Annotated in this window: 14 protein-coding genes and 1 tRNA gene; 3 read left to right on the top strand and 12 right to left on the bottom strand. The window is 36.1% G+C overall.

Annotated elements, in window-relative coordinates; translation table 11 throughout:
• Window positions 1-22: 22 nt before the first annotated feature.
• The 8 genes from pstB to CN288_RS02065 form a co-directional block, all read right to left on the bottom strand.
• On the bottom strand, window positions 23-838 hold the full coding sequence (gene pstB / locus CN288_RS02100; RefSeq protein WP_026589921.1) for a phosphate ABC transporter ATP-binding protein: 816 nt from the start codon (window positions 836-838) through the stop codon (window positions 23-25).
• A 21-nt stretch (window positions 839-859) separates the two neighbouring features.
• Window positions 860-1,726: a phosphate ABC transporter permease PstA gene (gene pstA, locus CN288_RS02095; protein WP_098301770.1), complete on the bottom strand. Its 867-nt coding sequence runs from the start codon at window positions 1,724-1,726 to the stop codon at window positions 860-862.
• 1 nt (window position 1,727) lies between these two features.
• Complete coding sequence (pstC, locus tag CN288_RS02090; protein ID WP_098301769.1) at window positions 1,728-2,678, bottom strand: phosphate ABC transporter permease subunit PstC; 951 nt, start codon at window positions 2,676-2,678, stop codon at window positions 1,728-1,730.
• Window positions 2,679-2,705: 27 nt separating this feature from the next.
• A complete protein-coding gene (locus CN288_RS02085) occupies window positions 2,706-3,623 on the bottom strand; it encodes a PstS family phosphate ABC transporter substrate-binding protein (protein ID WP_141527917.1) in 918 nt (305 codons plus the stop codon).
• A 314-nt stretch (window positions 3,624-3,937) separates the two neighbouring features.
• Entirely contained in the window at window positions 3,938-6,034 is a 2,097-nt protein-coding gene (locus tag CN288_RS02080; RefSeq protein WP_098301768.1) for a peptidoglycan D,D-transpeptidase FtsI family protein, read from the bottom strand.
• A 109-nt stretch (window positions 6,035-6,143) separates the two neighbouring features.
• Window positions 6,144-7,421, bottom strand: coding sequence for an MFS transporter (locus CN288_RS02075; RefSeq protein WP_026589916.1), 1,278 nt, complete (start codon window positions 7,419-7,421; stop codon window positions 6,144-6,146).
• A gap of 136 nt (window positions 7,422-7,557) precedes the next feature.
• Window positions 7,558-8,169 carry a superoxide dismutase [Mn] gene (sodA, locus tag CN288_RS02070; protein ID WP_026589915.1) on the bottom strand — a complete coding sequence of 204 codons (612 nt, stop codon included), beginning with the start codon at window positions 8,167-8,169 and terminating at the stop codon, window positions 7,558-7,560.
• A gap of 226 nt (window positions 8,170-8,395) precedes the next feature.
• Window positions 8,396-8,469: transfer RNA gene (locus CN288_RS02065), tRNA-Ile, on the bottom strand.
• Between the two features lie 490 nt (window positions 8,470-8,959).
• On the opposite strand from CN288_RS02065, the gene CN288_RS02060 reads away from it, so the two are divergent.
• From CN288_RS02060 to ispG, 3 genes are all read left to right on the top strand, one after another.
• Window positions 8,960-9,727 carry a DUF1189 domain-containing protein gene (locus tag CN288_RS02060; protein WP_098301767.1) on the top strand — a complete coding sequence of 256 codons (768 nt, stop codon included), beginning with the start codon at window positions 8,960-8,962 and terminating at the stop codon, window positions 9,725-9,727.
• Window positions 9,728-9,792: 65 nt separating this feature from the next.
• A complete protein-coding gene (locus CN288_RS02055; protein WP_090687509.1) occupies window positions 9,793-10,140 on the top strand; it encodes a hypothetical protein in 348 nt (115 codons plus the stop codon).
• A 164-nt stretch (window positions 10,141-10,304) separates the two neighbouring features.
• A complete protein-coding gene (ispG, locus tag CN288_RS02050; protein WP_161785268.1) occupies window positions 10,305-11,402 on the top strand; it encodes a flavodoxin-dependent (E)-4-hydroxy-3-methylbut-2-enyl-diphosphate synthase in 1,098 nt (365 codons plus the stop codon).
• 97 nt (window positions 11,403-11,499) lie between these two features.
• Here the strand turns inward: ispG and CN288_RS02045 are convergent, their stop codons facing one another.
• The 4 genes from CN288_RS02045 to CN288_RS02030 all read right to left on the bottom strand — a co-directional run bounded on the left by CN288_RS02045 (window position 11,500) and on the right by CN288_RS02030 (window position 14,667).
• Window positions 11,500-11,913, bottom strand: coding sequence for a Fur family transcriptional regulator (locus CN288_RS02045; protein ID WP_026589911.1), 414 nt, complete (start codon window positions 11,911-11,913; stop codon window positions 11,500-11,502).
• 13 nt (window positions 11,914-11,926) lie between these two features.
• Window positions 11,927-12,760, bottom strand: coding sequence for a metal ABC transporter permease (locus CN288_RS02040; RefSeq protein WP_026589910.1), 834 nt, complete (start codon window positions 12,758-12,760; stop codon window positions 11,927-11,929).
• Window positions 12,760-13,530 carry a metal ABC transporter ATP-binding protein gene (locus CN288_RS02035; protein ID WP_026589909.1) on the bottom strand — a complete coding sequence of 257 codons (771 nt, stop codon included), beginning with the start codon at window positions 13,528-13,530 and terminating at the stop codon, window positions 12,760-12,762. Before CN288_RS02035 ends, CN288_RS02040 begins: the two co-directional genes overlap by 1 nt.
• A gap of 258 nt (window positions 13,531-13,788) precedes the next feature.
• A complete protein-coding gene (locus CN288_RS02030; protein WP_026589908.1) occupies window positions 13,789-14,667 on the bottom strand; it encodes a YitT family protein in 879 nt (292 codons plus the stop codon).
• Window positions 14,668-14,743: the final 76 nt, after the last annotated feature.

Raw genomic sequence — 14,743 nt, 5'->3', positions numbered from 1 at the left:
TATATAAGCTGCTCTGATCATATTAACCAAATCGTCCTGTAATATAATCTTCTGTTCGTTTATCTGTAGGTGTCGTAAATAATTTGTTTGTATCTGTATATTCAACAACCTCACCACTTAAGAAGAAAGCTGTCTTATCAGAGATACGTGCTGCTTGTTGCATATTATGCGTTACAATGACAATACTAAAATCTTTCTTTAACTCTTGAATTAATTCTTCAACTTTTAGTGTAGAAATCGGATCCAATGCTGATGTCGGTTCATCCATTAAAATTACATCCGGTTCAATTGCTAAACAACGTGCGATACATAAACGCTGTTGTTGTCCACCAGATAAACCGTATGCGTTATCATGTAATCGATCTTTTAATTCATCCCAAATCGCGGCACCACGTAAACTTTTTTCAACAATTTCATCAAGTGTTTTCTTATCACGAATACCATGAATCTTTGGACCATAAGCAATATTTTCATAGATAGATTTCGGAAATGGGTTCGGCTTTTGGAATACCATTCCAACATGCGTACGTAGTTCTTCAACGGGATATGACTTATCAAAAATATTTCGATCTCGATATTCAATGACTCCCGTCGTGCGAACGATAGGTACGAGTTCTACCATGCGATTTAATGTTTTTAAATATGTTGATTTTCCACAACCACTCGGCCCAATAATTGCCGTTACTTCATTCTCATGAATACTTAAATTAACATCTTTTAACGCATGATCTTCTCCATACCATAAGTTTAAGTTTTTTGTATCGAATACAATCTTCTTCGCCGCTGATTCAACTTTCGTTTCATTTTTCACCTGTACGTTTACTACTGTTGCTACCATTTTGAATTCCCCTTTCATCCACTACTTACGATTTCGTAACCATAAGACAACCGCATTCATAATAAGCAACAATCCTAATAAAACAATCATACCGGCTGCTGCTACATGCTGAAATTCCTCTTGCGGTCTACTCATCCAATTAAAAATTTGAATCGGTAAAACTGTAAATCTATCAAACATGTTAAGTGGGATATAATTAGCGAAAGCAAGCGCTCCAATGACTAATAGTGGTGCTGCTTCTCCAATTGCTCTCGATAAGGCCAAAACACATCCCGTTAAAATTCCTGGCAAGGCAGTTGGCAATACAATCTTATACATTGTTTGCCATTTTGTAGCACCAATGCCATACGAAGCTTCTAACAGAGAACGCGGCACCATACGAATCGCTTCTTGACTCGATACAACGACAGTTGGTAATACAAGAAGACTCATCGTAAACGCTGCGGTTATTATACTCTCCCCTAACTGAAGACCGTATACAAAAATTGTTAAACCAAGCAATCCAAACACAACCGATGGCACACCTGCTAATGTTTGAATATTTAATTCTACAATTCTTGTGAATACAGATTGCCTTGCATAATGTTCTAAATAAAGAGCTGTACCTACTCCAAATACAAAGGAAACCGGCACTACTATACTCATAAATAAAATTGTTCCTGACAATGCAGCGGCAATACCAGCTTGCTTTGGATTACGTGAAGCAAAGTTCATAAGAAAATCTATCGAAAGGTAACTTACACCTTTTTCAAAGATTTGATACAGTAATAAAATTAGTATGCAAATAGAGAATAGCATTGTCATATAAGAAATTGCCTTATATATTTGATCCTTCCAAAAACGTATTACCATATTTTCTTTTATTTTCTCATGATTCAGCATTCGCATCTTATATCACCTTTCTAAAACGGCGCATAACCTGCTGCGAAATTATATTCATCATGAATGTAAACATGAGTAACGTCGCTCCTACAGCGTACATGCTGTAGTACGTGGTCGTTCCATGGGGAGCATCACCTAAGCTTACTTGCACAATATAAGCCGTTAACGTTTGAATCGAATGCGTCGGATCTATCGATACATTTGGAGTTGAACCTCCAGCAACGACAACAATCATCGTTTCACCAATCGCACGTGAAGCCGCTAATAGGATTGCAGCCATAATACCGGTAAACGCCGCTGGAAACACAACCTTTCGCACAGTTTCAAAACGCGTTGCCCCTAGCCCAAGCGAAGCCTCTTTTATTCCTGTAGATACAGCCCTCATCGCATCTTCAGAAAGCGAAGCGATTGTCGGGACCATCATAATCCCTATAACTATGCCTGGACTAATTGCATTAAAGAACTGTAAATCTGGAATGACACGCTGTAAGGCCGGTGTGACGATTGTTAAAGCAAAAAATCCATATACTATTGTAGGAACACCTGCTAATAGCTCTAAAATAGGCTTTAGTATTTTTCTAACAAAGGGTGAAGCATATTCATTTAAAAATACGGCACATCCTAATCCAATTGGAATAGCTACTATCATCGCAATTGTTGTTACAAGTACGGTCCCACATATAAGGGGAAGTATCCCAAACTTAGGTTCTTCAAAAAATGGTAACCATTCTTTTTCAGTGAAAAAAGAATACATTGGTATTTCACGAAAAAACATAATCGTTTCATTCGCTAGTGTAACGATAATGCCGATCGTTGTTATAATAGATACACTAGCAATTGCCTTTAATAGTAATGGAACTATTTGATTGATTCGCTGCGTTTTCTTTCTTTTGATTGTATTTCTTTCAATCAAATGTTGCACAGAAAATGTAATTTGACTTTTGTCATTTCGAGCCAAAGATGAAAACCCCTTTCCACCCTGACATTATCTTTTTATTTCTGTTAACATTCGCAGCTGTTCACTATATTTCTTTTGCGGTAACTTAACATATCCGACTTCTTCAGCAAGACTACCCGCATGTTGCATCATAAATGTCATATACTCTGCCACACTACTTTTATTTCGAATCGAAGCATGATTTACATAAGCAAACAGTGACCTAGACAATGGTTTATAAACACCAGATTGAATGGTTTCTTTCGTTGGTAGTACACCGTTTACCTTTATAGCTTTTACCTTATCTCGATTTGCCATATAATACGCGTATCCCACAAATGCAATTGCATTTTTATCATTCATTACCCCTTGCATAATGACTTGATCGTCTTCAGATAAAGAAGTTGTTTTTGCAAGGCGGTTGTCTTGCAGGACAACACTTTGAAAATAATCATAAGTACCCGAATCAACACCCGGTGCATAAAATTGTACCTCTTCATGCGGCCATTTCGGATGAATATGTGACCATCGTTTCGTTTTCCCATTTTCACTCCATAATAGACGTAATTCTTCTATTGTCATATTATCTACCCATGTATTTTGACGATTCACAATGATTGTGAGGCCATCATAAGCAATTTCAAATGGTGTAAACTGGATGGAGTTTTTTCTCATAAAATCTTCTTCTACTTGTTTCATCTTACGTGAAGCATTATTTATATCCACTTCACCTTTTCCAAAACGATGGAATCCTCCTCCTGTCCCAGATATACTAATAGAAATTTTTACACGTGGTTCTTTTTTTGAGTATTCTTCCGCTATCGCTTCCATAATAGGAAAGACGGTTGAGGATCCATCAACTCTCACTTCCCTCACATCATTAGCAGCGGATGAAGTAGACACATCAGAAAACATAAAACATGTCGATATTGATAAAATCTTGATACATTTTCTTGTCCACTTCACGTGTAGTCCTCCTAGAAGTATCCCGAAGTAACAGGATTACAGATATAAGAATACTGCCTAACTATTAATTCGGTTTTAATAATTTGTAAAAGTTTTGTAAAGTTCAACTTAATGTGAAGGATACGATGCTCCTTTCTCTTATTTACTTCTTTTCTCAAAAGTAAATATATGACCGGTCATACTATGAGAAAGTTCATTTTTCAGCACCGAATTTTGTATATATGATATGCTCGTCCACAATTACTAAACTCTATGCACAAAATACAAAAAAAAGCACACTATCTTTTGAGATAGTGTGCCAAATTCACATATTTTTATTCTTCTTCTTTATTCTTCGGTGCTTCCCCTGTAACTTCTTGTTTTTTCAATTCAAAGTAAGCATCCATAATTTCACGACCAATGTATCCATTAATACCAGTTTTATCATCATGTACCCATGGAACAACAACAGAGAACGCCACTTCTGGATTATCCAGCGGTGCATAACCTACTAACGTTAAGTTATAAATGATTTTGCGCTGACCATTTGCATCTCTTCCAATTGCTTTATCACCGCCGTAAGGTATCTGAGCTGTTCCAGTTTTTCCAGCAGCTTTATATGGTGCACCAGTAAAGTATCTTGTCCCAGTGCCCCCCTGTTCATTGAACACTTGTCTAAATCCTTCTTGCACACGCTTAATTTGTTCTTCAGGCATATCAACACGATTTAATACTTTCGGTTCCATCGATTCAATTACTTTTCCAACTTCATCTGGTTTCGAGGTTGGTTGACGAATTTCTTTTACAACTTGTGGTTGCATACGATAACCACCGTTTGCAATTGTAGATACATATTGTGCAAGCTGAAGTGGTGTATAGTTATCATACTGTCCAATTGCTAAGTCTAATAAGAAACCAGGCGTATATTCTGGACCTTTAAGTCCTGCTGTTTCATTCGGTAAGTCAATACCTGTTTTTACTCCAAGACCAAACTGACTGAAATAATAACGCATATCCTCAAATGCTTTTTTCTTAATATCTAATGTACCACCTCTAACATATGGTACTCCAGCAATATTCATGGCTGTTTTAAACATGTATACGTTAGATGACATTTTCAAAGCGGTAAGGTCATCAATAGAGCCCATCGTTTTCCAAGAAGATTTTATTGGTGTACCTTTTAATTTAATTGGTTCATCTAGTAATACTGTTCCAGGTTGAATTGCTCCTGTTTGATATCCGGTAAGCACTGTTGCACCTTTTACAGTTGAACCCATCGGATAGGAACTTGTCATTGTTCCTAATGCATAGTCTTTCACTTCTTTTTTTCCATCTTCTTCTACGAGCTGTTTTCCAGCCATAGATAACACTTCGCCATTTTTCGGATTCATCATCACAACAAATGCACGATCTAAGAGAGGTTCTGCACCTTGATATTTCATTAAGTTCTTTTCAAGAATTTCTTCTACACGTTTTTGCAATTCCATATCAATTGTTAAATTTAGGTCATTTCCTCGTTGCCCTTTAGATACATTTATCGTTTCTAAAATATTTCCGTCTTTATCTGTAATATTTCGCACTTCTGCTTTTGTACCGTGAAGCGTATCCTCATATTGCTGTTCAATGTAACTTTTACCGACGCGGTCATTACGGTTATAGTCCCTAACAAGGAAATAATCTAGTCTTTCCCTTGGCAATCCTTCATCTGAGCTTGTTACACCACCAAGTACACTGCGGAACATGTCATCATAAGTGTATTTACGGTCCCAATCAACTGTCGTATCTATACCTGGTAACAACGCTAAATTTTCACTGATAATTGCATATTCTTGTGGTGTTACATCTTTTTTTATAATTTGCGGCGTCATTGCATATCCGCCGTCCATTTTACTCTTAATCGCAAGTATTTCTAAATCTTCCGCTGTTAACTGATTTATTTCTTCCTCTGTCACGCGATTACGCTGACGCTCTGCCATTTCTTTATCATCAATTTTCTTTGCTTTAAATTCCGCTTGGTCTTTCTTTGTAATCTTTTCTTTTGCTTCTTTTTCGTGTAAAGAAAGCCAATAATCTTTTTTATCACGTTCTGTTAATTTATCCGGCGATACTTCTATTAGCTTAGCAAGTTTTTTCGCTGTCTCTAAACGTTCTTCCGAAGTGGATCCTTTCATTCTTGTAAACGTAATTGTACGAACTGGATTATTGTCCACAACCGGTCGACCATATCTGTCAAAGATTTTCCCGCGTGGAACCGGATTACTTACTGTTGAATTTTCTTTTTTTTCAACCTCATTTTTATAATCTTCACCATGTACAATTTGTACTATTCCAAGCTTTACAATAATCGCTGAAAACATTAAAAACACACAAAAAAACAACACGTTAAGCCGGAACGGAACGTGGGTCTTCTTTTTTTTCTTCTTTTTACTCATACGAACCCCCTCTACCAACAGCTATGTAATAGGAAAGGGACACCTTGTTATAGGTGTCCTCACTGCTGTTTTACATGTCTTTTTATTCTAGCATAAAACTCAGAAGAAGTTAACCTTCTCGTTCGGTATGATTTTGTGTTGTTTCAGATGCTGGAACCCTTGTCTTATTTAGATTTCCTTCCCCATATTTGACATTTTTAACAGCAAAATAAATAAGTAAATGTCCAGCGCCGAGAATACATAATAAAACAGGTAAGCTTTTTTCTGGCGCAAAAAATGATACTGCACATAAGAAGCTTAAAATGGAACATATTCTCCCGCCGTTCAGCCATAGTTCTCGTACAACAATATACTCAACACGCCACTCTCTCGCCTGCTTTGCTCTTCCAATTACATCATATGTCATAGAACCGTATGGAACGAGCAAAATTGGATACGCAATAGCGATACATGCTGCATAAATGAGTAATTTTACATATGTAACATGAAAAACAACCAAAAATACAACGGCATACAAAATAATTCCACCAAGTAAAATCGATTTTTTTCTCCATTCCTTTTTTAGCATACGTGCAACTAAGTAATAACATACAAATGAAACAGCGGAATTGACTAAACTATACTTCCCTAATGCAAATTCACTTCCTGATGCTAAATAGACATATACAGAAATAACAAAAATAAACGTTCCTTCCCTTAATCCTTGAAAGAAATGTGCGCGTGTAATCCTTCCCCAGTTTTTATCAATCTTCCGCTCTTTCAAAACTTGAACAATTTCATAACGCCCTTCGCATTCTCTTTTCGATAAAAAGAAGCTTATAACAACAGCAATCGCAAATAAAGTTAATGAAAGAAAAAAGATGACTGTATAGCCGCTCCACTTTTCCATACGTGAAATTGTATATCCTGCTGTTATTGGTCCAATCATTCCTGCGAAAGATGTTAGAAGACCAAGAAAACCGTTAAAAAAATCACGCGTTTCCGGTTCCGTAATCTCAAACGTCAACAAATTGAATGCAAGCCAATAAAAACCATATCCAATTCCAAGAAGACCACCAAGTAATAAAATGTAATGTGAGGCATGCGTTCCTGCAAGCAAAACAACAATAAAAAAAGTCGCTAATGTTCCAACTCCTACTCGCAGTAAAATAGCACGATCTATCCGCTTTGCCAATTTCCCTGCAAAAAGGAATGTTAATGGCTGCAAAACAACGCTTGCTAAATTATACAAACCAAGGTTCACATAGTTTTGTGTCTGCTTCCATAAATAAATGTTAACAAACGTGTTGGATAAAGATATCGCGAGCGTGTATAATCCCCCCATTACAAGTAACAATATTAAATCACGGTTCACCTCGACATCGCCAATTACATGTTTCCACTTCATATATAACTCTCCTTTACTTCATGTTCTAGTCTTCCAAAGACCGACGCAATTATGTAAAAGAAAGCATACAAAAAAGCTAGGAGAATATTCCCCTAGCTTCTTCAATATCGACTTATATGAAACGGAATACGCGATATTATTTAGCTTCTTGGTAACGTTTTTCAGCTGCGTTCCAGTCTACAACGTTCCAGAATGCACCGATGTAGTCAGGACGACGGTTTTGGTAATGTAAGTAATAAGCATGTTCCCAAACGTCTAAACCAATAACTGGAGTTTTACCTTCTGTTAAAGGAGAATCTTGGTTTGGAGTGCTTGTTACTTCTAGCTCACCATTATTTACTACTAACCAAGCCCAACCAGAACCGAAGCGAGTTGCACCAGCTTTTGCGAATTCTTCTTTGAATGCATCGAAGCTACCGAATTTCGCTTCAATTGCTGCTGCAAGTTCACCTACAGGCTGTCCACCACCGTTTGGAGATAGAATTGTCCAGAAGAAAGTGTGGTTCGCATGTCCGCCACCATTGTTACGTACTGCAGTACGAATTGCTTCTGGTACTTCGTTTAAGTTTGCAACTAATTCTTCAACACTTTTGTCAGCTAGTTCTGCATGACCCTCTAATGCAGCGTTTAAGTTTGTTACGTAAGTATTGTGATGTTTTGTATGATGGATGTTCATTGTTTCTTTATCAAAGTGAGGTTCTAAAGCATCATACGCATAAGGTAAATTTGGTAATTCATGTTTCGCCATTGTTACATTCCTCCCATTTTATGTATTGCCTAAAATCACTTGGCATACAACTTCATTTTACCCTATTTACAATAGGGTGAAAACAAATTAAATCACATTGTCTTGCTATCAATAACGTAGCAAAATTCCCATTTCTTTTCAAACAAAATGCTCATATATTTCGTCAAAAAAGCTTCCTTCTATTAAGGAAGCTTCTTGTCTACATGATAAACATGTGAAATGGATATGGACCCTGTAGGACTCGAACCTACGACCGGACGGTTATGAGCCGTCTGCTCTAACCAGCTGAGCTAAGGGTCCAGAATTATGTATACAGCGGTGGCTAAATTTGAGATTGTACCACCAAATCTCCACTGAACATTCATAAAAGCTAAAAATCGTAAGATATATCGATTAAGAAATGTAAGATAAATTTACCATATAAAAAAGAAAAGTGTCAATTGTATTTTTACCTTTTCGAATCTTAAAGAGCTATCTTACTGCAAGCGAATAATTATATGAATCCATTTTGATTTTTCGACATCCCCCCTGCTACGAGATACAAAAAGTAACCTACACTCGTTTTCTCCCTTCGTACAAGGCAAGAAAAGAATGCGATCACCTCTATGCATAGCCGGATGATTTCTCCCATATAAAGAAAAATTTTATTAGTAGTAATTCCTCTCTATATAGCCAAATTACTGAAGTATTAACCTTATTTCGTGTGATATAGCTTGTGATTCTCCAGATTCGTACGTTACAATGATTTTATGCATCAATCTTTCATACATATAGCAAAGGAAGTGGATACATGTCCATATTTACGCAGCTAGTAAAAAGTTTATATTCGCCAAAAGACATGGCACTTTTTCGTTTTCAAAAAATCGGGAAAACAATTCTGTTTATCATGTTATTATGTTTAATTGCAACGATTCCAAAAACTTTTATATTTGGAAATTTCGTACAAGATGTCGTTTCTACTGTACACCAATCAATTGAAAAGGACCTTCCGGATTTTAAAATTGAAAACGGTGAACTTCATGCCGACATCAAAGAACCCATTATAAAAGAAGATGGGAATTTTGTTTTCGTATTTGACCCTAATGCGACAGATACAAATGCATATGCAAATAAACAAGGTGTATTCGTTTTAAAAGATAAAGTTGTATCTACTAATAACAACCAAACACAAATTCAGTCTTATAGCGATTTCGGTAATGGTACATTTGAGAAAAAAGATATACAGAATATTGTATCAGCCATTGATAATATTTATCCGTTTCTCATGTTCGGCGTTGGAATAGCCATTTACTTGATCCAATTATTTATTTCGTTCCTAGGCACAACAATTTTAGCCTTCATTGGTTCAGCCATGGTTGGTCAACGAAAATTATCTTACAAACAAGTTTGGACATTAACAGCTTACAGCTATACAATCCCGACAATTTTCTTTATGATTATGGATTTACTAAAGGTAAATGTACCATGGTCATTCCTTCTATACACTGCTATCATTTTAATTGTTCTGTACTTAACAATTAAAGAAATACCAAAACCTAAAGAAAAACACGAACTATAAAAAAATGCCATTTTGGCATTTTTTTTTTGGACAAGCATATATTTCCTAACAAAGGAGTGAGGAATATGAAGAGACTTAGCGCACTCTTACTTGTGCTTGTTCTCGGTTACGTGTTTTATTATGATATTAAAATTGGTACTTTACCAATGTTAAGTTCATACAAAAAAACAACAGCTACTCAAACTGTAAAAAAAGAAAACGTAGATACAAAATCCAAAAAAGAAACAAATATACAATATAAAGCAATTGAAGTAAAAACAGGAGATACTGTTTTATCCATTACAGAAGCAATTAACAAGAGAAAGATTCCTTCTATTGAAAATGTAATCGATGATTTTAAACAATTAAATACAAATACATCTTCTACAAAAATTCAAATCGGGAAATCTTACAAATTCCCGTTATATCAGTGAATCATCACTTAATCCTTGTCAATTACATAAAGGCGCTGATACAATAGTAAAAGTGAAACCGAGCATATAGGTTTCTATCGTTCCATATCACATATACTATTTTTGATATGGAAGGAAAAATAAGAAACTTCTTTTATAAGGAGAGCGATCTATTCGTGAATGAAATGACTCATCGTACAAAAACACGTCCTGTTAAAGTCGGTAATTTAACAATTGGCGGTAATAATGAATTAATTATACAAAGTATGACAACAACGAAAACGCATGATGTAGAAGCAACCGTTGCTGAAATCAAACGGTTAGAAGAAGCGGGTTGTCAAATTGTCCGCGTTGCTGTCCCAGACGAACGCGCAGCAAATGCGATTGCTGATATTAAAAAACAAATTAACATCCCACTTGTTGCTGATATTCATTTTGATTATCGTCTTGCTTTAAAAGCAATTGAAGGTGGCATTGATAAGGTACGTATCAATCCAGGAAACATCGGCCGTCGCCATAAAGTAGAAGCTGTTGTAAATGCAGCGAAAGAACGCGGTATTCCAATTCGTATTGGTGTAAATGCTGGCTCATTAGAACGCCACATTTTAGAAAAATATGGCTATCCTACTGCTGATGGTATGGTTGAAAGTGCCTTGCATCACATTAAAATTTTAGAGGACTTAGATTTCCACGATATTATCGTATCGATGAAAGCCTCTGATGTTAACTTAGCTATTGAAGCATACGAAAAAGCAGCTCGTGCTTTTGATTATCCATTACATCTAGGCATTACAGAATCTGGAACACTATTTGCTGGGACAGTAAAAAGCGCCGCTGGTCTGGGTGCGATCTTAAGTAAGGGTATCGGAAATACACTTCGTATTTCATTAAGTGCTGATCCTGTTGAAGAAGTTAAAGTTGCTCGTGAATTGTTAAAATCATTCGGTCTTGCATCGAACGCTGCAACACTTATTTCTTGCCCAACATGCGGTCGCATTGAGATTGACCTTATCAGCATCGCAAATGAAGTAGAAGAATATATCTCTACACTGAAAGTACCGATTAAAGTCGCTGTACTTGGATGCGCAGTAAACGGACCTGGTGAAGCTCGTGAAGCTGATATCGGTATCGCTGGCGCACGTGGAGAAGGTTTATTATTCCGTAAAGGAAAAGTCGTACGTAAAGTACCAGAAGAAACAATGGTAGAAGAACTCAAAAAAGAAATTGATGTAATTGCTGCTGAAATGGCTGCGAATCAAGAAAAAGAAAAACAAGAGCAATAATAAAAACGGCTGTCTGGATATTACCAGCAGCCTTTTTATTATACCTTAGTAGTGAAACTAAAAATAAAAGCTCGTCAGTTTCAAAACTGACGAGCCTTTATTTTGTACACTTCGGGCAACGACCATATATTTCAAACTTATGCCCCGTTACCTCGTACCCTTTAAAATCTTTATTCATAAAATCCATTGGACAAGAAGTAATTTCTTTTGTCCCACCACAATCCAAACAAATAAAATGATGATGATGTTCCATAATTGAACATGTAAATCGGAAATGTTTCTCCCCATTTAGTTCTGTTTGTTCTAAAACACCAATTTCAGCAAATACTGTTAAATTACGATAGATTGTATCAAAACTTAGTCCTGGATAATCATCCTTCATATGCTCTAAAACGTCCTTTGCGGTTAAATAACGATTATGAGCCGCAAATAACCGCAACATTTCTTCCCTTTTTCCAGTATGTTTATAGCCTTTTTCTTTCATAAGGCGTAAAGCTTCTGTCAGATTCATAACTATCCCTACTTTATGCAGTTTTTTTCTTCTTCCATAAGATTGCACCGATTAAAATAAGAACTGCTAGCATAACAATTGTACCACCTGGAGCTAAATCAAGCTGATAAGAAGTAAACAGTCCACCTATCACAGAAATTTCACCAAATAAAATGGAAAAGAAAATCGCTTGTTTAAATCCTTTTGCGATGCGGATACTTGCGGCAACTGGTAACGTCATTAAAGATGATACAAGAAGAACCCCAACAACTCGCATCGATATCGCTATAACAAGCGCAACTAAAATAATAAAAACAAAGTGGATCCACTTCGCACCAAGCCCTGTTGATACAGCATATTCCTCATCAAATGATAATAAAAATAACTCTTTATATAGTAGAATAATCGTTGCAATAACTACGATTGCTACAATACCAATAAGAATTAAATCTGTGCTTGTTACAGCGCTAACGCTACCAAATAAGTAACTAAATAAATCCGTATTAAATCCATTAGCAAGCGAAATGAAAATAACTCCAATTCCCATCCCAGCTGAAAGAATAATCGGAATCGCTAATTCTTGGTAATGTTTATATACAGTACGTAACTTTTCGATTAATAGCGCTCCACCTATCGAAAAAATCATCCCCATATATAACGGATTTAAAAATCCACCTGTAAAAATGGTTTTTTCAAGCAATAAACTTGCAGCAATTCCCGATAATGTCACATGGCTTAACGCATCTGCAATCAGTGACATACGGCGAATTACAACAAATACACCGATTAATGGGGCAACCAGCCCTATTAAAATACCAGCGTATAAAGAATTACGTAAAAAATCATATTGTAAAAAATCCTGTATCATTATATCCTCCCGTGATGCTCATGATCATGCTCTAAACGATGAACATGATGTCCATATAAAATCGACATTTCTGCATCTTCTAACTCTCGGAATTTCTCAACGTTTCCATGGAAATGTAAATGTTGATTTAAACATGCAACATGCGTCACTTTCTCTGTTACAGCCCCCATATCATGTGTAACGAGTATCAGTGTGATCCCTAGTTTTTTATTTAAATCTTCTAGTATCTCATAAAAACTCTCCACACTCTTTACATCGATACCCACTGTAGGCTCGTCCAAAATCAGTAATTCTGGGTTACTTACAAGCGCACGCGCAATAAATACACGTTGCTGTTGTCCACCGGAAAGCTCTCCGATGTTACGATTTTGAAATTCACGCATCCCTACGTCTGCGATTGCCTTAGCTACTTTCGCTTTATCGTCTTTTGTTAAGAAGCGAAACAATCCTCTTTTAGAAACCAGTCCCATTGAAACAACTTCAAATACAGTCGCTGGAAAACCAGAATTAAAGCTGTTTGCCTTTTGAGATACATAGCCAACCTTGTTCCAATCTTTAAATTTTTTGCTATCAACATCGAATAACCGAACACTTCCCTTTTTCGGTTTCAAAACACCTAATATACATTTTAGCAAGGTCGATTTACCAGATCCATTCGGCCCAACCAAACCTAAAAAAGCTCCCTGCGGAACTTGCAAATTAATATCTTCTAGTACATTTCGCTCTTCATATCGAAATGTCAATCCTTCGATTTCCAATATATTATTCATAGCATCTCACCTATTTTAATTCAGAATGATTCCGATTTATTCCTACTTGAATTATAGTATAGCTTATTATAGTTGTAAACCAATCTGCCCTAAAATAAAGAATATGTTTTAGGGCGACCTTATTATTATAACAAAAAGCAGAGAAAATCTCTCTGCTTTTTAAGACTATTTAAAAACCACAACAAAGATAACTATCACATTTTTTCATATTTCAAAACCGATTAGCTCTCTTTCCTTTTCGTTTTTGAACATCCGCTTTTAATGAATAGCAGATTTAAATTTACCACCATTCGTCTCTTGCGTACTCATAATTGTAATAAAGGCATTTTCATCAATTTCATGAACAATTGATTTTAATTTCGTTACCTCAAGACGTGTAACAACAGCATAAATTACTTCTTTTTCTTTATCCGTATAACCACCCTTAGCAACAAGTTTAGTTGTCCCACGACCAAGGCGGTGTAAAATGGCATTTGATACTTCTTCATACTGATCTGATACAATCAGTACTGCTTTCGTCTCATCCAACCCTTGAATAACCGTATCAATTGTTTTAAATGCAATATAGTATGTCATAACGGAATACATCGCCTGTTCAACACCAAATACAAATGCCGCCCAAGCAAAAACAAATAAATTCACAAACATAACAAATTCACCGACAGAAAACGGTAATTTTTTCGTTAATAAAATCCCCATAATTTCTGTTCCGTCTAATGAGCCACCGTGTCTAATAACAAGCCCTACACCAAGCCCTAAAATAAGCCCTCCAAAAACAGTCGCTAAAATGGGTTCAGTCGTAAATGGTTTAATAGAATGTAATGTTGACTCTATAAAAGCTAAAGCCACAATCGCAAAAGCAGAAGATAACATGAAGGTTTTCCCAATTTGTTTATATCCGGAATACATGAACGGTAAATTGAGGATGACAACTAAAGTAGAGAAACTTAACCACCAAATGTTTGGTGTAAGGTAATCTAGTATGAGGGAAATACCGATAATACCGCCATCAATAATTTTATTCGGTATTAAAAATAATTCAATGGCTACCGCAGCACATGCCGCTCCAAAAACAATCATAACTAAACGATACAATAAATGAATAACACTTTCTTTTCGATGTTGTTTTTTCTCCATACGCCCTCCTTATACATTCTATATGCAGTTTCATTCTTCTATTATAACACACTCCCCTTTTTCTTTTTAAAAAGCA

Source organism: Bacillus sp. AFS023182 (assembly GCF_002560575.1).
GTDB lineage: Bacteria > Bacillota > Bacilli > Bacillales > Bacillaceae_G > Bacillus_A > Bacillus_A arachidis.
The sequence above is the reverse complement of the archived record's forward strand: the minus strand, read 5'-3'. Positions and strand labels throughout refer to the sequence as shown.